Below are 21,639 nucleotides of genomic sequence, written 5' to 3'. Positions count from 1 at the left end.
ATCGAATAAGCAGGTTAAAGAGGAAGGCGGCTCAGATGACAGAAATTAATTATTTTGCTTACGGCTCGAACATGTCCTTGCTGCGCATGCAAAAAAGGGTGCCAAGTGCCAAAGCCCTTGGCGTGTATATCCTGGCCGGGCATCTGTTGAAATTTCATAAAGCGGGTATGGATGGATCCGGTAAAGGTGATGCCTATTTCACCGGACTGAAAACCGATTCAGTTTTTGGAGTCCTCTACTCCATGCAATACCGGGACAAATCATTGCTCGATGATGCAGAAGGGCTTGGCTATGGCTATGCGGAGAAAAAGGTCCAATTAAAGACAAGAACAGGGGAAAAGGCGACTGGTTTTCTCTACTATGCGACAACGATTGATAACACCCTTCACCCTTTTAGCTGGTACATCGAACACATCGTCGTTGGGGCAAGAGCTGCTGCGCTACCAGAACCGTATGTCGATAAAATCTGTGGTGTCGAAACGATCGAGGATGAAGATCGTAACAGAGACCACCGAGAGCGTTCTTTATATTTTGAGCAGATATCATAACCTGCCAGGCTAGGCTGGGAGGTGAGGAAGAAATAAGGATGGATGGAAAAAGTAGAAAAAATATTCGGGCAGGTGCTGTTGTGGATATCGTGCTCAAGGAGCATCAGAGTTCCGGGAGGTTGAAGCGGGGTATCGTCAGGGACATCCTGACCAAATCTCCAACACACCCCCATGGTATTAAAGTACGCTTGGAAAATGGTGCTGTGGGACGAGTAAAGGAAGTTGTTGAGTGAAACGTTTTTGAGAGTGAAGAACCTTTGAGCCAGGCCTGAGAATGAAAATACGTAGAGTGTCCACTGAAACCTATCCCAAGGTCCTTGGTCTGTTAAAACAATCCTTTGTGCGAAGTAATTATGAAGTAAACCTTGTTGAAAAGCTGCATAAAAATCAGTGCGAAATGGAAGAGTGGGTCTGTCTTCATATCAACAAGGTTATAGGCTATATTGCTTTTACAAAAGCTTATAAAAATGGTGAGGTTTGTGGTCTGCACATGGCTCCGGTTGCCGTAAAACCTGAATATCAGAACCAGGGAATTGGTGCGGAGCTTATTCGTTTTGCTCTTCGCCAGGAAAAGATTAAAAACAGCACGCTTTTTGTCCTGGGCAATCCGGAATTTTATATGAAATTTGGCTTTACTCCCTGTCAGAACCCTGTCTGTCCGTTTACTAAAAATAACAAACATTTTTTAGGTTTACGCAATAGCGCCTCTGAACATTTTACGGTCGGTTACGAAAAGGAATTCGGTTTGCAGGAATTTGATAAAAAAAGGAAATAATGTGAGAAATAATGATGTGTTAAGACGACTGCGTTACGTTTTTGATTTAAGCGATTCGCAGATGATGGAGGTCTTCCAGAAGGGCGGACAGCAGGTAACGCGCGCCGAGGTGAGTGCGTGGCTGAAAAAAGACACCGATCCTGAAATTGAAAAATGTAAGGATGCATCTCTTGCAACCTTTCTCAACGGTTTTATCTGTGAAAAACGTGGTCCAAAGGAGGGTGCGGCGCCTGCAGTAGAGAGCTATCTCTCAAACAACCAGATAATGCGGAAACTAAAAATTGCACTTGATTTAAAAGACGATGATCTTCTGCAGATTCTGGCTCTTGCAGAACTACAGTTGAGTCGACATGAACTGAGCGCCTTCTTTCGTAAAAAAGGGCACAAGAATTACAGGGTGTGTAAGGATCAGGTGCTGAGAAACTTTTTGACAGGGCTTCAGATACAATTCCGAGGCGAAACTCTGGCTCAATCCGATTTTGTCTGGAAAGATTGAACTCAGGACAGTGAAAAATACCGGGTTTTTTATAACCTGAAGTGACATTCGGTGGGCCATGTGAGAAGGGTTGATAAAGAAATTACATCTGTTGACGCAATGAGTGAGGTGATTCGACACTGTCAGGTGTGCAGGATTGGATTGGCAAAAGATAATCTGCCGTATATTGTCCCCGTTTCATTTGGCTATGTCGAGGGGATAATTTATTTTCATACTGCAGCGAGTGGTGGCATGAAGATAGATTATATGTCTTCAAACAGCGCAGTATGCTTCGAGTTTGAACATAATGTGGAGGTGAGACCCCACGATCAGAAGCCCTGTGACTGGTCCTTTACCTTCCAGTCAGTCATAGGTTTTGGACAAGTACTCGAAATAACAACAGATGAAGAAAAAAGAGCAGGTCTTGACTGTATAATGGCTCATTATTCTACAGAAAAATGGGATTTTAAAAACATTTCCCTTGCCGGAGTTAGGGTCTGGAAAATAGTTATTGAAAGCATGACGGGTAAGCAGTCGCTCAATTTTAGCGGCCAATAATGAGATCTTTGGGAGATTGGCTTTTGACTTTTTTCACAAATATCATTAGGCTGACCAGCACTTTTTACGCCTGAATATGAACGATTCTGCACTGGAACACGGCGCAGATAAGGCGCATTACGCTTTATCGTGCTAAATGTTGCGTTGTTAAAAAACACATAAAAATAATATGATACGAATTGGACTAGAAGTTCTTTCTGAAGGTGGCGACTTTGTTTTTCCAGGACAGAGGATTGCCTACCTGTCAAACCAGGCTTCAACAACCAGCGGGCTTGTACATGGCAGAGTTGTGCTGCAGGAGAAGTACCGAGAACGTCTCACCTGTCTGTTTTCGCCTCAGCATGGATTTTTTGCTGAAAAACAGGATAATATGATCGAGTCGGGTCACAGCGTCGATACTGTGACGGGCTTGCCGATATATAGTCTTTACGGTGAGTTGCGCAAACCTACTGCAGAGATGTTTGCTCATTTTGATGTTCTGCTCATAGATCTGGTGGATGTTGGAACCCGGGTGTACACCTTCATGTATACCATGGCCTATTGTCTGATGACGGCTGCGGTGACAGGAAAAAAAATAGTTATACTCGATCGCCCCAACCCCATTGGTGGTGAGCGGATAGAAGGAAATATTCTTAAAGATGACTGCACTTCATTTGTTGGGTTGTTTCCGCTGCCCATGCGCCATGGTCTGACCATGGGGGAACTCGCCCTGCTCATGAATCGTGAGTATGACATTAATGCAGATTTGGCGATCGTCCCCGTTCGAGGTCTTACAAGAAGCATGCTTTTCCGTGATACTGGTTTTCCCTGGGTGGCACCGTCGCCCAATATGCCGACACCTGAATGTGCACTCGTTTATCCAGGCCAGGTGATCTGGGAAGGAACAAATGTCTCGGAGGGAAGGGGAACAACGCTCCCTTTCGAGTTTGTTGGAGCGCCATTCTGGGAGCATAAAAAAATGCTCGATTATCTTGGGAAGACGGATCTACCCGGTTGTTTTCTGCGTCCGATAGTGTTTGAACCAACCTCGGGAAAGTGGGCGAGACAGTCATGTTACGGGTTTCAGATTCATGTGACAAACCCTGGAGAGTTTCTGCCCTATCGCACAAGCCTTGCCCTGTTGCAGGCGTCTATATTACTTAACCCCCAGAGTTTTGAGTATAAAGCGCCTCCCTATGAATATGAATACGAGAGGTTGCCAATGGATCTTATTATTGGAGACAAAGATATTCGAATGCGCCTTGAGAGTGGCGAGCCGATTTCCTCACTTGAGGAAGGGTGGCAAGCCGATCTTGAGGCGTATGATATGGTACGACAAAACTATTTTTTGTATTGAGAGAATTATTATGCAAGGGAAAAATATTAGCGTTGCAAAGCTTGCAGAGCTTGTTCAGGGACAGGTTACCGGTGATAAAAATATAGTGATCACCGGTTTTGCGCCTCTTGAGAGTGCAGGGGCGGACGATGTTTCATTTTTAGCCCAGAAAAAGAACTTTCAACAACTCCATGAAACAGGGGCAGGAGCGGTTCTTGTTCCACCGGGCGTTACGGAAGAATGCGGGGCTGTTCTGGTGCAGGTAAAAGACCCTTATCTTGCCGCTGCTATTATCCATAACTATTTTCTGAAAAAGCCCTTCGTCGCGAAAGGTGTTCATGGCAGGTCTGTTGTTGGGGACGGTTGTCGGCTTGGTTCTGAAATCACCATTGGCCCTCTTGCTGTTCTTGGGGACCGCGTCGTTTTAGGAGAAAGGGTTTGTATCGAACCGGGTGCGGTGATCGGTGATGATGTGATAATAGGAGATGATAGCAGGATCTGCGCGAACGTGACTTTATACCATGGGACGGTCATTGGCCAAAGGGTCACCATACATTCGGGTACTGTGATCGGCAGTGATGGTTACGGTTATGCAGCAAATGAAAAAGGAGAGCATGTAAAGAGACCTCAGGTTGGGATTGTCCGCATCGAAGATGATGTGGAGATAGGTTCCAATAGCTGTGTCGACAGAGCAGCGTACGGGGAAACCCTTATTAAGTCTGGCTGTAAGATCGATAATCTGGTTCAGGTGGGCCATAATGTTGTCATAGGTGAGAACAGTCTCATTGTGGCGCAGGTTGGGATTTCTGGTTCCACCACACTTGGTAGAAATGTCGTAATGGGTGGACAGGCGGCGACCACGGGACACATCACTGTTGGGGATCAGGTGATGATTGCCGCAAGGGGTGCAGCCCACACTAACCTTGAAAAAGGTTCAGTTGTTGCGGGGACACCTGCGATTCCTATCCGCCAGTGGGCCAAATCCTGTGCAGTCTTTAACAAGCTGCCAGAGCTGCAAAAACGAGTTAAAGCAAATAGCAAGGCTATAGAATCAATGGGCAGTAGCAAAGAAACCGATAAGTAATCAAGGAGAAGACGTTCCATGGGCGATAATGTAATACCGACTAATATTGATATTGTAGAAATTCTCAAACTGCTGCCACACAGGTATCCCTTTGTAATGGTAGATAGAATTTTATCAATAGAGATGGGGAAAGAGATAGTGGGGCTTAAAAACGTCACGATCAATGAGCCATTTTTTCAGGGGCATTTTCCCGGCAGGCCTATTATGCCTGGCGTACTCATTCTTGAGGGTATGGCTCAGGTAGGTGGGATCATGGCATATTACGCAAATCAGGAGGCTATCGGCAATAAACTGTTGTTTTTTGCAGGAATAGATAAAGCCCGATTCAGAAGACCTGTAGTCCCGGGTGATCAGTTGATTTTTACCCTTGAGCTTGTAAAGCAGAAGAAATCCATTATGATTATGTCTGCTAAGGCGACGGTAGACGATCAAGTTGTTGCTCAGGCGGAATTGATGGCCTCTTTCACCTAAGATATTTTTTACAGCGTTTGCAGAATTGACTTTTAATTTCCCGTAAAAACAACGAAAATACTTGCATTAAAATGCGCGAAGATGTAAGGAAGACAGCTTTTCAACGCAATAAACAATTCATACGCAGTATGTAGACATCCTTCTACAACACACATATATATTACATCATGGCTATACATCCCACAGCAGTGGTTGATTCAAAGGCAGAAGTTCATTCTTCTGCAGAAGTTGGACCATACGCCGTTATTGAAAAGGGCGTAACTATTGGTGAAGATACAGTAATTGGTGCCCATGCAGTGGTTTCGGGGCCAACGACAATAGGTAAGCGGAATCTTGTCGGTTCTTTTGCAATGGTTGGCGGGGCTCCTCAGGATCTGGGCTATAAAGGTGAGCCTACGGAGTTGATTGTCGGTGATGATAACCAGATTCGAGAGTATGCCTCAATCCACAGAGGTACCCCCACTGGCCGAAAAAAAACCACCATCGGTAATTCAAACCTATTGATGGCTTATACGCATGTGGCCCACGACTGCAAGATTGGCAATAATGTCATTATGGCAAACGTTGCAACCCTGGCAGGTCATGTCGAGGTTGGTGACAGGGCCTCCATCGGCGGCCTTGTCGCGGTGCATCAGTTTTGCAGGATCGGCACCTTCAGTTATATTGGGGGCGTCTCAGGAATCAGCCTTGATGTTCCTCCCTATGTTATCATTGCGGGAACCCGTAACCGTACACGTATTTCAGGGGTGAATAAGGTGGGACTCAGGCGTAATGGTTTTGATCGTGAAACGATCTCCAACCTGGACAAGGCCTTCCGCCTTATCTTTCGTTCGCCGAATCTCCTCATGAAAGATGCGATAGAGATTGCTAAAAACGATTATCCCGATTGCCCCGAGGTACAGGTGTTGGTAAAGTTTTTTGAAGATTCCAAGCGCGGTGTTGTCAAACAGACAATTGAAGACTGATTGTCGTTTTATGACCTCTTCTATGGAAAACATAGGTATTATTGCAGGCGGTGGACAGTTTCCCGAACTGTTTATTAAGGCAGCTAAAAAAGCCGGTCGCCGCGTGGTTGTTATTGCCCATAAAGGTGAGACTGAAGAAAGTGTTGCAGAAGCCGCTGATGCTGTCTGCTGGATCAAACTCGGACAACTGGGTAAATTGATTTCTTTTTTTAAGGCCCAGGCGGTAAAAGAGACGGTGTTTCTGGGAACAATTACCAAGACTAAAATCTTTAGAGATGTACTGCCAGATTTCAAGGCGCTGACCCTGTGGAACAAGATTGACCGGAAACAGGATGATGCAATTTTACGGGCGATAGCAGGGGCCATGGAAGCCGAAGGTATAGAAGTCCTGGAGTCCACCCTCTTTCTGCAGGATCTTCTGTTTCCGGAAGGTGTGCTTACCAGAGCGAAACCCACTAAACAGCAGCGCCTGGATATAGAATTTGGCTGGCAGAATGCAAGAGCCATCGGTGCCCTGGATATTGGTCAGTGCGTGGTTGTCAGAAATTGCACGGTACTTGCCGTTGAGGCGATTGAAGGCACGGATGCAACCATTCTTCGTGGTGGAGAACTTGCAAAAGAGAAATGCGTTGTCGTTAAAGTGAAAAAGCCGGGGCAGGATTTTCGCTTTGATCTTCCAGCCACAGGCTTGAACACCATAAAAAACCTGATAAAGGTCAAAGGTGAGGTCCTTGCGGTCGAAGCTGGGCAGTCCCTTCTCTTTGATCGACAAAGTATGGTGGCAGAGGCAGATAGAGCTGGAATTGTCGTTGTCGGTGTGAAAGAAAATGATGACGGCACTCTGACAATAGGTTAACCCGATTCTTATGATTATGCATCCACCAGTGTATCTGCTGGTTCATTCCTTTTTCTAAATCAGGTGGAGAGCTACTATGCAAGCAATGATACTCGCGGCAGGCCTGGGTACAAGATTGCTTCCCCATACCAGCATCCGGCCTAAACCTCTATTCCCGATCTTAAACAAGCCGATCCTGCTTCTCACCATAGAGAGGTTGAAGAACTTTGGTTTTGACCATATTCTTGTTAACTGTCATCACTTAAAAGAACAGATTGTTGAGACCCTGGAATCTGTAGAAGGCGTTACTCTTATTGAAGAAGAGGTGATTCTGGGTACGGGTGGTGGGCTTCGTGGAGCCTTGCCCCTCATGAGAGATGAGCCAGTACTGATAACAAATGGTGATATTTATCATACTGTCAACCTGCGTGAGATGTATCTTTCTCACCAAAGGAAGTGTAATGATATTACCCTTGGGATGCATGACTATCTGCGTTTTAATACAGTGTCAATTGAGGGAGACAGGGTCACTGCCTTTAGAAAAGAAAAGAAAGGCCAGACTCTGGCCTATACTGGGTTGCAGGTAGTGGAACCGAAAATATTTCGAGATATACCTGAAAACAGGTGTTCGTGTATCATCGACCATTATAGTTCGCTCCTTGAACATGGGCATAATATCCACTATTGTCGGGTGGATGGCTGCTACTGGACAGACATGGGAACCGTTGATGACTATCTCGCACTCCATGAAGGATTGTTGATGGACAAAATTCCCTGCTGGCATGAGATTGGTTCCGTGCGGAAGCCCTATTGCATTGCCAAGCGGGCAAAACTGCCAGCACAACTGCAACTTAAGGACTGGGTCTCTATTGGTGAAGCGCAAATAGGCAACAAAAGCCACCTGCAACGCAGTGTGGTCTGGGATGATGTGGTTGTGCATGGAGGGATGGAAATCGTAAATTCCATTGTATCCTCAGATATATAAGATATTGATTTGTCTTAACGAAGATGAACAGAAAGGTCGTGTTGAGAGAAAATGGTAGCCCTGAGCGATAAATATATAGTGGGGCTTGCTGCAGAAATGCTGCGGGACAAAGGGATCATTTCCTCGCATACGACGACTGCTGCCATGGGCCGTGATGAGCGCAGCGCTTTGGCTATTGTGCCTCTTGCAAGCGATGGTTCAACAAGGAGATTCTGGAGGTTTTCTTTAGAGAAAAAGGCCCTCGCCATTGCCGTAGCCCCGCTTACCCCCAGTGAAACAGAATGCCGGGAATCAAGAGCTGCATGGTATATCGGCAACCATCTGTTTAAAAATAGATGCGCGGTACCAGAACTCTATGGCTGGAATGAGGAATCTGGATTGCTGTTATTTGAAGACCTTGGCGACCAGCGGTTACACGGGATAGTGGCAGGAGAGGATGCTGCAGAGCCAGAACAAGTACGAGAGCAGTACAAGGAGGTTGTGCGCCAACTGGCAGCAATGCAGGTAAGGGGTGGAAGAGGATTTGATCCTTCCTGGTGTTGGGATGGCGGGTGCTACGATAAAGATGTAATGCTCAAGAAGGAATCGGGGTATTTTTTACAGGCATTCTGGACAGATTTTCTCGGAGAGCCTGTGCCTGGTGGTATCGATGAAGAGTTTGTTCATTTGGCAGAACGTGCCGCAGAGGCGCCTAATGGTTATTTTCTTCACAGGGACTTCCAGTCGCGCAATATTATGCTCACCGATAGCCGGCCCCGTTTTATTGATTTTCAGGGGGGACGACTTGGGCCACTGGGCTATGATCTCGCATCTCTGCTCATCGATCCGTACTGCGCACTAAGCTCTTCTTTGCAAGAAGACCTCTTTGACGAATACCTGAGGGAAATCAAAAAGTATATTGACCTTGATTCTGCTGTATTTCATGAAGAATTTACATTGCTGGCCCTTCAGCGAAATCTTCAGATCATTGGGGCTTTTTCGTTTTTATCGCGGGTGCGGAGAAAGACTTTTTTTGCAAAGTATTTAAAACCTGCTCTTGAAGCTGCAGAACATAGAATGGTAGACCCTGTTTTTAGTGGCTTGCCTCTATTGAAAAAGATGGTCACCCAGGGCCTGCGATGTATAGAGCAGCTATAGAAGTTCTTGAAAACTCAAAAAAATTCAAAAAAAATCAAAATACCTCGCAGGTAATCAACTACGCTTTATTCCCCGCATATCGGGGGCAGGGTGCACACAGGCTAAAAGTCTGTCCATTGTATATGACCGATTGAAGGTCTCTTTAATTCCCAGGAATATCTAAAATGTCTGAAAATGAAAATCTGCCAATTATTGCACTTGTTGGAAGACCCAATGTTGGCAAATCAACGCTTTTTAACAGGATTACAAAATCGCGCAAAGCCCTGGTAGATCCAACGCCAGGTGTTACAAGGGATCGGCACTATGAGAGGGTTCTCTGGGAAGACAAGGGCTTTATTCTCGTTGATACCGGTGGTATTGATGACAATCAGGAAGATGCTTTAGTACATCATATTCGTGAACAGGCACTACTTGCTGTGGAAGAGGCTGATATTGTTCTTTTTCTCATGGATGGGAAAGAGGGACTCACCCCGGCTGACTGGGAGGTTGTCGATCTTTTGCGTCGAACCAAGAAACCGGTGTTCTATCTTGTGAACAAGGTGGACAGTCCCGAAAAAGAGCAGGAGCTTCTCTCACAGTTCTACGAGCTTGGCGTCGATGAGTTGTGGCCGGTGTCAGCGGAGCACAGTTATGGCTTTTATTCGCTGATGAATGGACTATGCGCCTCGATTAAGATGAGTGACTGCAGTCTTGACTTGCCCGAGGGCACGGTAAAGGTCGCTTTTTTCGGGCGGCCCAATGTTGGTAAGTCATCGATTATCAATCAGATACTTGGTGAGGAGAGAATGGTGGTCTCTGACATTTCAGGCACCACCAGAGACAGCGTCGATACCCTTGTAACCAGAGGAAATTACAGCTATCTCTTTATTGATACAGCAGGAATCAGACGAAAAGGCAAAACCAAAGAAAAACTGGAAAAATTCAGTATTCTGAAGTCTCTTGCCGCCATGGGACGATGTGATATTGCAGTTGTCTTGATTGATGCAGATGAGGGTATTACCGAACAGGATACCAAGGTGATCGGTTATGTCCTTGAGCAGGGGCGTGGGCTTATCGTGCTTATCAATAAATGGGATCTTTTACAAAATAACAAAAAAAGACAGGATGCAGTGGTCGCAGATGTAGCACGACTTTTACCATTTGTAGGCTATGCTCCTCTTTTGAATGTCTCGGCCTTGACGGGCTATGGCATAAAACGTCTTTTTCCGACCATTGGTTCTGTGTACCGTCAGTATAGTGCCACTTTTCCAACATCTGCACTGAACCGACTTCTCAGTGACGCTGTTGATCAGCATTCACCACCGATCTATAAAAATAAACGGTTAAAATTCTATTACACCTCCCAGATCGGCACCTGTCCCCCCAAATTTGTCATCATGACAAATTCGTACAAAGGGGTTCATTTTTCCTATGAACGTTATCTGATTAACAGGTTCAGGGAGGGACTTGGTCTTGATAAGGTTCCCATTAAGATCATCTTTAAAGATAAGAGCGGTCAACGAAAGGACGGCTGACAAAAAAGGGAACCCTGTGCAGGTTCCCTTTTTTATTTGTAGCATTTTTTTGCAATTTACAGAGCGGCTACTTTTGCCATTACGCGTTTGAAGCTGTCAGCGGAGTTGATGATTACCTCTTCCGGAACACAAAACGCTATTCGCAGGTATCCTGGGGAGCCGAAGCCAACCCCTGGGACGGCCAGAATCCTCTCTTCCTGAAGCATGGCCACAAATTTTACATCATCGGCTATGGGTGATTTTGGAAAGACATAAAAAGCACCTTTGGGCTCTGTGAATTCAATGCCGGCATCTTTCAGTATCCCGCACATCAGTTCTTTTCTTCTTGCATAAAGGTTGATATCAACGACTTCATCCTGAAGCTCAGCTACGACCCGCTGCATGAGGGCCGGTGCGTTGACAAAGCCGAGGATTCTGTTGGCGAGCGTCAGGGCGTCAAGGAGTTGAGCTTTGTCTTGCATTTTTGGATGAACTGCCAGGTAGCCTATTCTTTCCCCCGGAAGTGACAGATCTTTGGAGTAGGAGGAGACTACGATGCTGTTGGTGTACGCTTTGAAGATGGAAGGTACCGTATAATTGTCATATATGATTTTTCTATACGGTTCATCTGAAAGCATAAAGATCATTGAGCTGTATTTACTCTCCATGGTCTCAAGCAGTTGCCCGAGTTCTATCAGAGCTTTTTCGGAATAGACCTGGCCGCAGGGATTATTGGGAGAGTTGATGATGATGGCTCTGGTTTTTTCTGAGATTGCTGCCTCAATAGCCTTGAGATCAAGATTGAACTCCTTATCTGTGGAAACGACTTTTGCAACTCCGCCATGGTTGTCGATATAAAAACCATATTCGACAAAATAGGGTGCAAGGATGATTACCTCATCACCTGGGTTGAGGATAGCTTTCATAACGATATTAAGTCCACCAGCGGCACCGCAGGTCATAAGCATATCGCCGTTGGATATTGGCATTTCCTGTTCCACAGACATTCGCTGCGCAATAGCCTCTCGCACCCACGGGTATCCGCCATTTGGCATGTAGGAATGAACCCCGGGGGAGGTATCTTCAATGATCTCGCGAATGACAGTTTCGTATGCTTTTGGAGGTGGTGCATCAGGATTACCGAGGCTGAAATCAAAGACATTTTCAGCACCGTACTTTGCTTTCATCCTGGCCCCCTCTTCAAACATTTTACGAATCCATGAAGATTTTTCAGCGAACATTCTCATCTTATCAGAAACTGGCATCTTTATTCCTCTTCAATTATAAATTTATAGCGTTATTTTTGTTTACGTGGGATGTATTGTCAGCTGCTCTATAATTTAATGTTTGGTTAAATAATCATGGGCGGCGTTGATTTCCTTCATCTTTTCTTCGGCGATTTTCCTGAATTCATCGCCGAGATGTCTCACTTTATCCGGGTGGTACTGCATACTGAGTTTCCTGTAGGCTTTTTTAATTTCTTCAGGGCTGGCACCTTTTTGAAGACCTAATGTGGCGTAGTGTTTAGCGGATTGATCGTATCCACTATCCGTTGAGTATTGCTGACGGTATCGGTATTTTGCCTCAATGGTCCGTTGATCGTATTCCGGAATTTCAAGGTAAGAAGCAATGTACCTTGCGATGTTAAGTTCATTTTCGGGGACATCGCTTTTTGTATAAAGAACCTGATAGACAAGCTCCAGAAGGATTAAGCGAGGCTCATAGGCAAAGGTGGCCTTGAATTCATGGAGGAGATCGTCCAGGGATTGGCTGGAATTTGTGGCTTCTTTTATCAGTTCTTTCACCCAGTGCATCTGGGTCTGGCTGTATCGTAGATTATTCTGGAAAAACCTGTGGATGGTCTGGATTTCGTCCCTGGTTATCTGACCATCTATTTTTGCCGTATGGATGAGAACATTAACAAGAAGCCAGACAAATCTGTTGTGGCTCTCTGTCTGGGACTGTTCATAATTTACGACTTTTTTCTGCACCCAATAGGAAAAACCATAGAACATCGCTATGAAGATGAGGATACCGATAAAACCAGTATAGATGAGGGTGCCAAGAAAAGAGATGAGCCCTGAAGCTCCACCTGTTAAAAAGACAAAGAGCAGAAGAATGAGCAAACATCCGCCACAACCGGGTTGTTGCTGTCGTTGATATTGCATGTGATAATTAAATAAGAAAAAATTTGGGAGTGACGTTATTTTTCACTGTGAAAAAGCGCATCAACAAATTCGTTTGCATCAAAGTCACGCAGGTCGTCCATCTGTTCGCCGATACCGATAAAACGAATAGGGATTTTCATATCCCTGCAGATATTGGCAACGATTCCACCCTTGGAAGTACCATCGAGTTTTGTCAGGGTAAGACCTGTCACATCAACTGCGGCGTCAAAAAGGCGTGCCTGAGAGATACCATTTTGTCCGGTGGTGGCATCGATAACCAACATGACCTCATGGGGGGCACCGCGCATTTTTTTGGAGATGACTCTTTTAATTTTTTTCAGTTCTTCCATGAGATTATCTTTGGTGTGCATCCTCCCTGCCGTGTCGACGATAACGACATCGACTTGGTTGGCGACAGCAGATGTGAGAGCATCAAAGACAACGGAGGAAGGATCAGCACCATCCTTGTGAGCGATGACAGGAACCCCGTTACGCTCTCCCCATATTTTCAATTGTGACACTGCGGCAGCGCGAAAGGTGTCCGCTGCGACAAGCATGACAGACTGGCCGGATTTCTTAAATTTATGGGCAATTTTTCCAATGGTGGTGGTCTTGCCAACTCCATTGACGCCAACTACCATTATTACGAAGGGACCAGACTTTGGCATGACAAGAGTGGCGTCCTCGTCATTTGCCAGAATATATTTTTTGATCTGTTCTTTGAGTATGCCTTTAAGTGCACTCGGATCTGATAATTCTTTGCGTTTTACTTTCTTGCGGGCATAATCAATGAGTTCAACGGAGGTTTCAACGCCGAGATCTGCAGTTATGAGTATCTCTTCCAGGGAGTCAAGAAGGTTGGAGTCTATCTGTTTTTTACCAAGAAAGAGCGCGTCCATCTGGTAGGTAAACGTTTCACGGGACTTACCAAGACGGTTCGTCAGCCGTGCAAAGAGGGAACTCTCTTTTTTGGGTTTGACTTTTTCTTCATGTTTGTCTTGTATTTCAACAACATCTGTAGCCTCAGCTACCGGTTCTGCAGCTTCTAAAGGTTCTAAAGATTGCAGCGGTTCAGGTTCATCAGCTATTACTTTTGCTTCCACTTCTTGAGTGAGAATCTCGGGGAGGGACTCGGGTTCTGACACGTCAACATCTTCTTTTTTTGCACTTTCTATTATATCTTTTTTAGGCAGAACCGTTTCTTCTCTGGAGGGAGTTGGTGTTCTGTCAACAGTGTCTTTAGCCTTGTCTTGGTCTAATTGCTCTGTACTTTCCGTGGAGGGAGTGCTGTCTACTCTGGCTGCATCCTCTTGGAGTGATGCGGGGGGGGATGGTTTAGAAGTTTCTATTTCTGCAGGTAATTCGTCAGGTTGCGGTCCTCCTTCATGTTCAATCGAAGGGACGTCAGGTACAGATGGGGTTTCCTTTTTTCCAAATTTTTTTTTGAACCAACCTAGCATTTTCTATCCATGGTAAGAGTTGCGATACATAAACCGGAGCTTTCTGGGGAATGTAAATCTATTCTATTTGTTGTGATAAACTCAATAATAGTAAGTTCAATACTTTGATTTTCAATACTTTGCATTATTTTATTTTGGTTGTACTCTGCTTTTTGACGCGCTATTAATGTCTTTGCAAATCGGCATATGCGCATTACTGTAGTGAGCGTTAAAATTGGGACGTTTGTTCACAGTTGTAATGGGCAATGCTCAATACCTATATATTAGATATTTTTACTGGAGGTATGGAAATGGCTGGATCTTGTGGAGGATCCTGTAGTACACCGGAGTCACAAAAGGCTGCTGCTGCACAACAGGAACTTGCGATCAATAAATCACTTGGAAAAATTAAGAATAAGATACTTGTTATGAGCGGCAAAGGCGGGGTTGGTAAGTCGACTGTCTCTGTCAATCTTGCTCTAGGTCTTGCCAAGGCGGGACATAAGGTTGGGTTAATGGACGTTGATATCCATGGACCTGATGTGGTACGTATGCTTAATCTTAAAGGCACCATCGAGCCCCCTGCAACCCCAGACGGCCTTGTACCTCCCCTGAAATTTAATGATAATTTAAAAGTTGTCTCTCTGGAATATATGATGAAAGACAGGGATGAGGCTATAATCTGGCGGGGACCGTTAAAAATCCAGGCTATTCGACAGTTTGTCTCTGATATGGATTGGGGGGAACTGGATTATCTGATCATTGATGCTCCTCCGGGAACAGGGGATGAGCCCTTGTCCGTTGCCCAGACAATCCCCCACGTGAAGGCGATTGTCGTCACAACACCGCAAAAAGTTGCTCTTGCAGATGTTCGGAAGTCTATCAACTTCTGCAAAACGGTAAAAGTTGAAATTGCGGGGGTGGTTGAAAATATGTCCGGGTTTGTCTGTCCACACTGCAATGCTACTGTGGATATTTTTAAATCCGGTGGTGGCGAAGAGCTTGCCAGAGAATTGGATCTGCCATTTCTTGGTAAAATCCCAATGGACCCAAAAGTCGTTCTGGCAGGGGATGATGGTAAACCCTATCTCTCTTCAGATGCCGATAGTCCCGCAGTAAAGGCCTTTAGTGAGGTTGTTAAGGCCATTGAAATCAGGTTGCCACCCGTTGCGGCACCCGTCAGTTTGAATATGGCTCCAAAAGAGACCAGCTGCGGGTGTGGCGGATCCTGTTCATAAGAAAAATCCATCGGGAGGCTTTTGCCTCCCGATAGTCCAGTTCAGTCCGGGGTTAAAGAAATCACCTTACACCTGGCTGAAACAAAATATAATCAGGCATGCATATGATATTACATCAGTTTGTTGTCGGTTCAATGGCGGTATGCAGTTATATCGTCGGTTGTGAAAAGACGAAAAAAGCAGCAATCGTTGATCCCGGTGGAGATGAGGATATCCTTCTTGCTGAAGTTGAAAAGCTTGGTCTGTCTGTCGAGTATATTATTGCAACCCACGGTCATCCTGATCATGTCTGTGGCAATAGAAAATTGCAGGAAATAACCGGTGCAAAAATAATCATGCACACAGATGATGCTGAGTTTTTTGATAAGCCGGAGGTTAAGAAATATTTTTCCATGCTCGGGCTTGAGCCATCACCACCGGCAGATATTCTGGTGAAGGAGGGTGATGACATTGTTATCGGTAAAGTTGTACTAAAGGTAATACATACCCCAGGGCACACTCCGGGAGGAATCTGCCTCTATTCTGCTCCACATCTGATAACAGGAGATACTTTGTTTGTCGGAGGGCTCGGCAGAACTGATTTTCCCGGTGGATCGCACCAGGAACTTCTGGATTCCATTCGCACCAAACTACTATCTCTGCCCGCTGAAACAGTTGTCTGGCCTGGGCACGGATACGGTGGCAGTCAGTCGACGATTGGCAGGGAAGCCGCCTCTAACCCCTTTTTATAAAAATACCAGACCAAGGCCTTTCCTTCTGTTTCATGGAAATATTCATGGGGTTGAGGCTTTTAGGTAACATCTTTTAACAGTAACGATATTTATGCGTGAGATTGTTCTTGGTACCGCCGGACATGTAGATCATGGAAAAACGAGTTTTATCCGTGCCCTGACAGGTTTTGAGACAGACCGACTTAAAGAAGAGCAAAAAAGAGGGATTACCATTGAACTTGGTTTTGCCTATCTTGATCTTCCATGTGGGCACAGAATAGGCATTGTCGATGTTCCCGGGCATGAAAAGTTTGTGAAGACAATGGTCTCAGGTGTTTCTGGGATAGACATTCTTGCCTTTATTGTTGCCGCAGACGAAGGTATCATGCCGCAGACCGTTGAACATTTTGAAATCTGCCGGTTGATGGGGGTTGAGCAGGGAATCATTATTGTAACAAAAAAAGATATGGTTGACCCGGATTGGCTGGAGATGGTCAACGAGGAAATTCAAGAATTCTGCGCAGACTCCTTCCTGGAAGGTGCCCCCATAATTAACGTATCTTCGACCACCGGGGAAGGGATAGAGGAAGTTCGCGACGAGATAAACAAGATTGTCGCGGGCTTTAGCTTTCATGAAGTCTTTGGCCCATTTCGTCTCTCTGTGGACCGGATTTTTGCCATCAAGGGTTTTGGTGCAGTCGTAACCGGCACTTCAATTTCCGGCAGAACCGCAGTGGGGGAAGACTTACGTATTTATCCAACCGAGAGAAGGGCAAAAATAAGAGGTATACAGGTACATTCCTCTGCTGTTGATGAAGTGGAAGCAGGGCACAGGACCGCTATAAATCTCCAGGGTGTCTCCAAAAGTGAAATTGAAAGAGGGATGGTGCTGGCACCGGACAACACGCTGCAGGCAAGCTACATGCTTGACTGTCAATTCTTCTATCTTGCTTCTAATCCCAAACCGTTGAAACATCGATCAAGGGTGAGGGTCCATGTCGGTACTGCCGAGATTATCGGTAGAATATCGCTTCTGGACCGGGATGAGGTTCAGCCTGGTGAAGAGGTGCCGGTGCAGGTGCTGCTGGAAGAAAAAGCCGTGGTCTGGCCGGAAGACAGATTTGTTATTCGAAGCTATTCACCTGTGGCGACGATTGGTGGCGGAGTGATCCTGGGCAACGTCTCTCCACGGAAAAGAAAACGACTGCTCGACGGTGACCGGCAGTATAATCTTGAGATGTATCAAAAGCTCAAGGATGGCAGTGTTGAGGACAAGATTCTTTTTCTTCTCAAAGAGAGTCGTGAACTTGGACTTACCGCAGACGAAGTCGGAATTCGGCTGGGGTTGTTTGGTAAACATTTGAAAAAAGCACTGCAGGACCCTATCTCGACGAAAAAGATGGTTGTCGTTGATTCGGCCACCCAGCGCTATGTTGTGGCTGAGATCGCCGAAAATATAAAACAGTTGTTTGTCAATTATCTGACTCAATACCATAAGACAAATCCGTTGCTGCAAGGGCTTGCCAAAGAGGAGTTACGTACAAGTCTTGGCAGAGAAATAGATCAGAAAGTTTACAGCTACTGTTTGAATGAGCTTATTCGTAAAGGCGTTGTCATTCAGGAAGAGTCTATTGTGCGCATGGCGGACCATGAAGTGGCCCTGAAAGCTGACGAAGAGCAGCTCCGAAAAGATCTCGACGCATGGTTTATTCAACGGGGTCTCTCCACTCCGACCATAAAGGAGACGATGGAACACTTTGAGGAGTATCCTGGAAAACTGGTCAAAGAAGTCATCAACCTTGATATCAGGGATGGAAAAATTATTAAAGTCAGTGAATCACTGTATTATTCCAAGAGAATCCTGGATCCTCTGATCGATTCTGTGAAAAAGCACATCGAGACCAACGGCGAAATTGACGCACCAGCTTTTAAGGAGCTGACTGGGCTTACCAGAAAATTTTCTATTCCAATTCTCGAGTATCTGGACCGTGAAAAAATTACCATGAGGATCGGGGATAAGAGGATTTTACGAAAAAAAGTCTCCTGAACCTGTCTCTTTCTCATCGTTTGGCAGTAGTTCCAGGGTACCACTGCAGGTTATGTGGAGAATTTTTTCCGTCGTCTCTGTCACTCTGTAGCGGTGGTCGACATTGTATCCGATAATTGCCACGACTGAGTCACCTGAAAAGAGAATTGGCCAGGATTGACGCTGGAGTTTGTCCAATTTTTGTTCGTTATAATATCTCGATATTTTTTTACTTCCCGCAGAGTTACAAGGAATAAATTTTTCCCCAGGATGTAATCCTCTGATCAAAAGAGGAAAGGCAAGCTTAGTAAGGTCAACCCTCAGTTCTTTTGGATTGTCTGCAGGTTTCAATGATGACTGCTCCAACAGCCCTATGGTCATGGCAGTCCCAGGAACAAAGTAGTGTCCAGGTTGTTGTATTGTTAGCTCATATCCTTTTGGGTAACGTGTAGAACCTCGTTTGTTTTTACCAAGGTAAGGACGGCTGAAGAGTATCTGACCTTTGGATTTGACGACCCTGACCCCGTCGGCTAAATGGAGAGTTTTGCTGTTCTCCGCTGTTGTAATCAGGTGGTCTATTTCTGAAATGATAATAAAAGAAGGAGGGATTTCCAGCTTCCAGCATATTTTTTCCAGCACTCTCCTGCGTAATGCGAGCTCAAGTGTAAGATAAATTTCTGAATTCACCGTTATGCAAAAGTTCTGTGTTTCTCCCTTTCGACTGTACACTTCCTGTACACATCTGCGATAGCTTTTCCCCGTGAGATCATGGAGCAACCGGTCTTCTTCACGCAGGACATCCATCGTCTGCAGGACTGTTTTTCTAAGAGCAGGATTGTAGGCTTTTTCAAGGTCTGGGAGTAAATCTAATCTGATTCTATTGCGTAAATAATCCCTGCTGAGGTTCGAGGAATCCGTAGACCAAGGTATATTTTGAATGGTAAGAAATTGTTCAATGGTTTGTCGGTTTTCAAGGAGCAATGGACGAATGATTTTTCCATTTTCTATTTGCATGCCGGATAAGGCTTTGACAGCGCTTCCCCTGAGAAGGCGTATAAAAAACTCTTCCACCTGATCGTCCGCGTGGTGAGCGACTGCGATTTTTTTATGGTTATGAAGAGTGCGGACCTCCTCAAGAGCTCTGTATCTGAGAAATCTGGCCGCATCTTCTGTGGATTTTTTGTGGATCCGACAATACCCTTTGACGTCTACTGGCTTGATAGTAAGGGTAAGATTTAAGCTCTGACAAAGATTCTGGATGAGTTCTATCTCATGGGGTATTTCGTTTGGGCGAAGGCCATGATCAACGTAGACAGGGGTGAGTTGAAGGTTGAGGGGCAACGCCTGCAGGACAACAAGTAAGGCAAGGGAATCCGCGCCACCGGACACAGCAACAATGAGCCCATCGCCAGGGAGTAACAGACTGTATCTGGAGATAGTCGTTGCTATATTATTTTGAAATTGGCAGATTCTAGGATCCAATGCAGATTATTTGTTGAAGTTTGAAAAAAATAATGGGCGTGACCAGACAATTTCATATAATAATAGTGATACAAGAGTGATATGTATAGGAATAACATTTGCCCAGCGGGGGATGCTGGCAGGAACGATTCACAAGTACACAATGGTACAATGAGTGTAGAAGAGATTAAAAAGTATTTGTCTGAGCATTTTCACCTTCCTGCTGATCAGGTTGAAACAATGATGCCAAGTTTTTTGTCAACCCTTGGCATGCATATGAAAAACCTTGAAGAAGCATTAAACAAGAACAATCTGATGCAGGTTGGCAAGGCTGGTCATACAATAAAAGGGGCTTTTCTTAACCTCGGGCTCAATGAATGCGCCCGTATTGCCAGAGATATTGAAGAATGCGGAAAAGCTGAAGATGCGGCGATTGACTACAGAGCTAAAATTGATCAGCTGCATCATCATCTTAAAGATATTCTTCAATAAATTCAGAGGTTTTAAAAAGTACGCTCACGACTGCTGGAGTTGTCTCAGCAGTCTCTCATGTATGTTGTCAAATCCACCGTTGGATAACACAGCAACCACATCTCCTTTCTGTAGGATTTGCTTTAACCGCATCAATATTTCATCAGTGTTTGCAAATGATGAGGCATCAAGCTGAAATTGATAGCTGATGTCGTGCGCCAGGGTAGCTGAGCTGAAAAGGTCATCCTCAAAGCCTGGAATAGGTAAAGGTTCCCGCAGCAGAACAAGGTCCGCCGAACGAAAGGCCTGCACATAATCCTTTTGGAAAATAGCCCTTCTGGAAGAATTGGTCCGTGGTTCAAAAACTGCAATGAGTCGCCTGCCTGGATAACCAGCTTTTAAGGCGGCAAGGGTCTCTCGAACGGCGGTCGGGTGGTGCGCAAAATCGTCGATTACTGTTATTCCACCCACTATGCCGCGTACTTCCTGCCTTCGTTTGACTCCTTTAAACGCAGTGAAACCTTTGTTCATTGTCTCTCTAGTGGTACCAATAAAATTCATCAGGGCACATACGGCAAGGGTATTGAGGCAGTTATGGATTCCCGTCATGGCTACGGTGAGTTCTCCCCAGAAACTACCATCCTTGAGCACTGCAAATTCAGTTCTGCCATCAACGGTTGTTGTTTTCCCTAATGCCCAGTTGTAGGTGTCGCTGAGGCCGTAGCTTTGAACAGCACATCGAGCTTCTTTTGCAATTTCAACAACATTAGGGTCATCAAAATTGGCAATGAGTAACCCGTCTTCAGGGATCAGCGCGACAAATTTACGGAAAGCCTTTTTTATAGCCTCAAGGTCTTTGAAAATATCTGCGTGATCAAACTCAATGGAGGTAATAACCGCGACCTGGGGCTGGTAGTGGAGAAACTTTGATTCTTTATCAAAAAAGGCAGTGTCATATTCATCACCTTCTGCGACAAAATATGGTCCCTCTCCAAGTCTGAAGTTCGTACCAAATTCTTTCACGATTCCACCGATCATAAAAGTGGGATCCTTCTCCGCATGATAGAGAGATGAAGCAAGCAGAGAGCAGGTTGTGGTTTTGCCGTGGGTTCCTGCAATGACAAGAGACAAGCGCGATTTTATAAAAAAGTGTGACAGGGCCTGGGGGAAAGAAAGATAGGGAATGTCAAGGCCGGACAAAGCAATAGCTTCGGGGTTTTTCCTGGTGATGACGTTGCCGACAATTACCAGGTCGGGTGTCGGGTTGAGATTTTCTTTTCCGTATCCGCTACTTACAGGGATCTGGAGTTGAGCAAGAAAACCAGACATGGGAGGGTATACCTGACTGTCACTTCCGGTAATTGTGTAGCCAGAATCTTTCAGCATACCGGCTAGTGCTGCCATTCCTGTCCCGCATATACCCATAATATGGATATGTTCGGTTTTTTCGGGGGCGTAATTGAGATGCGGGTCAAGTTCTATCAT

The 21,639-nt window shown here is 45.4% G+C and carries 22 protein-coding genes; 17 read left to right on the top strand and 5 right to left on the bottom strand.

Translation table 11 applies throughout. The annotated features are described in order from the left end of the window. The first annotated feature begins 35 nt into the window (after positions 1-35). From FCL48_RS10725 to der, 13 genes are all read left to right on the top strand, one after another. Positions 36-548 carry a gamma-glutamylcyclotransferase family protein gene (locus tag FCL48_RS10725; protein WP_205747691.1) on the top strand — a complete coding sequence of 171 codons (513 nt, stop codon included), beginning with the start codon at positions 36-38 and terminating at the stop codon, positions 546-548. 38 nt (positions 549-586) lie between these two features. Then, entirely contained in the window at positions 587-781 is a 195-nt protein-coding gene (locus tag FCL48_RS10720) for a YwbE family protein (RefSeq protein WP_136872273.1), read from the top strand. Positions 782-822: 41 nt separating this feature from the next. Continuing rightward, entirely contained in the window at positions 823-1,323 is a 501-nt protein-coding gene (locus tag FCL48_RS10715) for a GNAT family N-acetyltransferase (RefSeq protein ID WP_136872272.1), read from the top strand. 1 nt (position 1,324) lies between these two features. Beyond that, a complete protein-coding gene (locus FCL48_RS10710; RefSeq protein WP_136872271.1) occupies positions 1,325-1,819 on the top strand; it encodes a DUF1456 family protein in 495 nt (164 codons plus the stop codon). Between the two features lie 60 nt (positions 1,820-1,879). Beyond that, the gene (locus FCL48_RS10705; protein ID WP_136872270.1) at positions 1,880-2,356 is read left to right on the top strand and encodes a pyridoxamine 5'-phosphate oxidase family protein; all 477 of its coding nucleotides are present in this window, start codon (positions 1,880-1,882) and stop codon (positions 2,354-2,356) included. A 169-nt stretch (positions 2,357-2,525) separates the two neighbouring features. Then, positions 2,526-3,692: an exo-beta-N-acetylmuramidase NamZ domain-containing protein gene (locus tag FCL48_RS10700; protein WP_136872269.1), complete on the top strand. Its 1,167-nt coding sequence runs from the start codon at positions 2,526-2,528 to the stop codon at positions 3,690-3,692. A gap of 10 nt (positions 3,693-3,702) precedes the next feature. Next, positions 3,703-4,755 carry a UDP-3-O-(3-hydroxymyristoyl)glucosamine N-acyltransferase gene (gene lpxD, locus FCL48_RS10695; protein WP_136872268.1) on the top strand — a complete coding sequence of 351 codons (1,053 nt, stop codon included), beginning with the start codon at positions 3,703-3,705 and terminating at the stop codon, positions 4,753-4,755. Positions 4,756-4,788: 33 nt separating this feature from the next. After that, a complete protein-coding gene (gene fabZ, locus FCL48_RS10690) occupies positions 4,789-5,226 on the top strand; it encodes a 3-hydroxyacyl-ACP dehydratase FabZ (protein ID WP_371418677.1) in 438 nt (145 codons plus the stop codon). 167 nt (positions 5,227-5,393) lie between these two features. Beyond that, positions 5,394-6,191 (top strand): acyl-ACP--UDP-N-acetylglucosamine O-acyltransferase, encoded by a 798-nt coding sequence (gene lpxA / locus FCL48_RS10685; protein WP_136872267.1) that lies wholly within the window; start codon positions 5,394-5,396, stop codon positions 6,189-6,191. A gap of 22 nt (positions 6,192-6,213) precedes the next feature. Beyond that, entirely contained in the window at positions 6,214-7,047 is an 834-nt protein-coding gene (locus tag FCL48_RS10680; RefSeq protein ID WP_240744815.1) for an LpxI family protein, read from the top strand. Positions 7,048-7,123: 76 nt separating this feature from the next. Then, the gene (locus FCL48_RS10675; protein WP_136872265.1) at positions 7,124-8,011 is read left to right on the top strand and encodes a sugar phosphate nucleotidyltransferase; all 888 of its coding nucleotides are present in this window, start codon (positions 7,124-7,126) and stop codon (positions 8,009-8,011) included. Positions 8,012-8,062: 51 nt separating this feature from the next. Then, on the top strand, positions 8,063-9,148 hold the full coding sequence (locus FCL48_RS10670) for an aminoglycoside phosphotransferase family protein (RefSeq protein ID WP_136872264.1): 1,086 nt from the start codon (positions 8,063-8,065) through the stop codon (positions 9,146-9,148). Between the two features lie 164 nt (positions 9,149-9,312). After that, a complete protein-coding gene (gene der, locus FCL48_RS10665; RefSeq protein WP_136872263.1) occupies positions 9,313-10,662 on the top strand; it encodes a ribosome biogenesis GTPase Der in 1,350 nt (449 codons plus the stop codon). A 56-nt stretch (positions 10,663-10,718) separates the two neighbouring features. On the opposite strand, the gene FCL48_RS10660 is transcribed toward der, so the two are convergent. The 3 genes from FCL48_RS10660 to ftsY all read right to left on the bottom strand — a co-directional run bounded on the left by FCL48_RS10660 (position 10,719) and on the right by ftsY (position 14,269). Beyond that, entirely contained in the window at positions 10,719-11,906 is a 1,188-nt protein-coding gene (locus FCL48_RS10660) for a pyridoxal phosphate-dependent aminotransferase (protein WP_136872262.1), read from the bottom strand. A gap of 75 nt (positions 11,907-11,981) precedes the next feature. Continuing rightward, positions 11,982-12,809: a DnaJ domain-containing protein gene (locus FCL48_RS10655; protein ID WP_136872261.1), complete on the bottom strand. Its 828-nt coding sequence runs from the start codon at positions 12,807-12,809 to the stop codon at positions 11,982-11,984. A gap of 35 nt (positions 12,810-12,844) precedes the next feature. Next, on the bottom strand, positions 12,845-14,269 hold the full coding sequence (gene ftsY, locus FCL48_RS10650) for a signal recognition particle-docking protein FtsY (RefSeq protein ID WP_136872260.1): 1,425 nt from the start codon (positions 14,267-14,269) through the stop codon (positions 12,845-12,847). A 290-nt stretch (positions 14,270-14,559) separates the two neighbouring features. On the opposite strand from ftsY, the gene FCL48_RS10645 reads away from it, so the two are divergent. The 3 genes from FCL48_RS10645 (at position 14,560) to selB (ending at position 18,243) form a co-directional block, all read left to right on the top strand. Next, on the top strand, positions 14,560-15,486 hold the full coding sequence (locus tag FCL48_RS10645) for an Mrp/NBP35 family ATP-binding protein (RefSeq protein ID WP_136872259.1): 927 nt from the start codon (positions 14,560-14,562) through the stop codon (positions 15,484-15,486). Between the two features lie 104 nt (positions 15,487-15,590). Beyond that, a complete protein-coding gene (locus tag FCL48_RS10640; protein WP_136872258.1) occupies positions 15,591-16,217 on the top strand; it encodes an MBL fold metallo-hydrolase in 627 nt (208 codons plus the stop codon). 91 nt (positions 16,218-16,308) lie between these two features. After that, positions 16,309-18,243 (top strand): selenocysteine-specific translation elongation factor, encoded by a 1,935-nt coding sequence (gene selB, locus FCL48_RS10635; RefSeq protein WP_136872257.1) that lies wholly within the window; start codon positions 16,309-16,311, stop codon positions 18,241-18,243. Here the strand turns inward: selB and tilS are convergent. After that, entirely contained in the window at positions 18,223-19,704 is a 1,482-nt protein-coding gene (tilS, locus tag FCL48_RS10630; RefSeq protein ID WP_136872256.1) for a tRNA lysidine(34) synthetase TilS, read from the bottom strand. The genes selB and tilS overlap by 21 nt on opposite strands. Positions 19,705-19,923: 219 nt before the next feature. Here tilS and FCL48_RS24990 point away from each other — a divergent pair, with 219 nt between their 5' ends. Beyond that, positions 19,924-20,175 (top strand): Hpt domain-containing protein, encoded by a 252-nt coding sequence (locus tag FCL48_RS24990; protein WP_169309174.1) that lies wholly within the window; start codon positions 19,924-19,926, stop codon positions 20,173-20,175. 24 nt (positions 20,176-20,199) lie between these two features. Here FCL48_RS24990 and mpl read toward each other — a convergent pair whose 3' ends face one another. Beyond that, complete coding sequence (gene mpl / locus FCL48_RS10620) at positions 20,200-21,639, bottom strand: UDP-N-acetylmuramate:L-alanyl-gamma-D-glutamyl-meso-diaminopimelate ligase (RefSeq protein WP_169309173.1); 1,440 nt, start codon at positions 21,637-21,639, stop codon at positions 20,200-20,202.

The organism is Desulforhopalus sp. IMCC35007 (genome assembly GCF_005116575.1).
Classification (GTDB): domain Bacteria; phylum Desulfobacterota; class Desulfobulbia; order Desulfobulbales; family Desulfocapsaceae; genus Desulforhopalus_A.
Note: the sequence above shows the minus strand (reverse complement) of the source record. Positions and strands in the feature narration are given on the sequence as shown.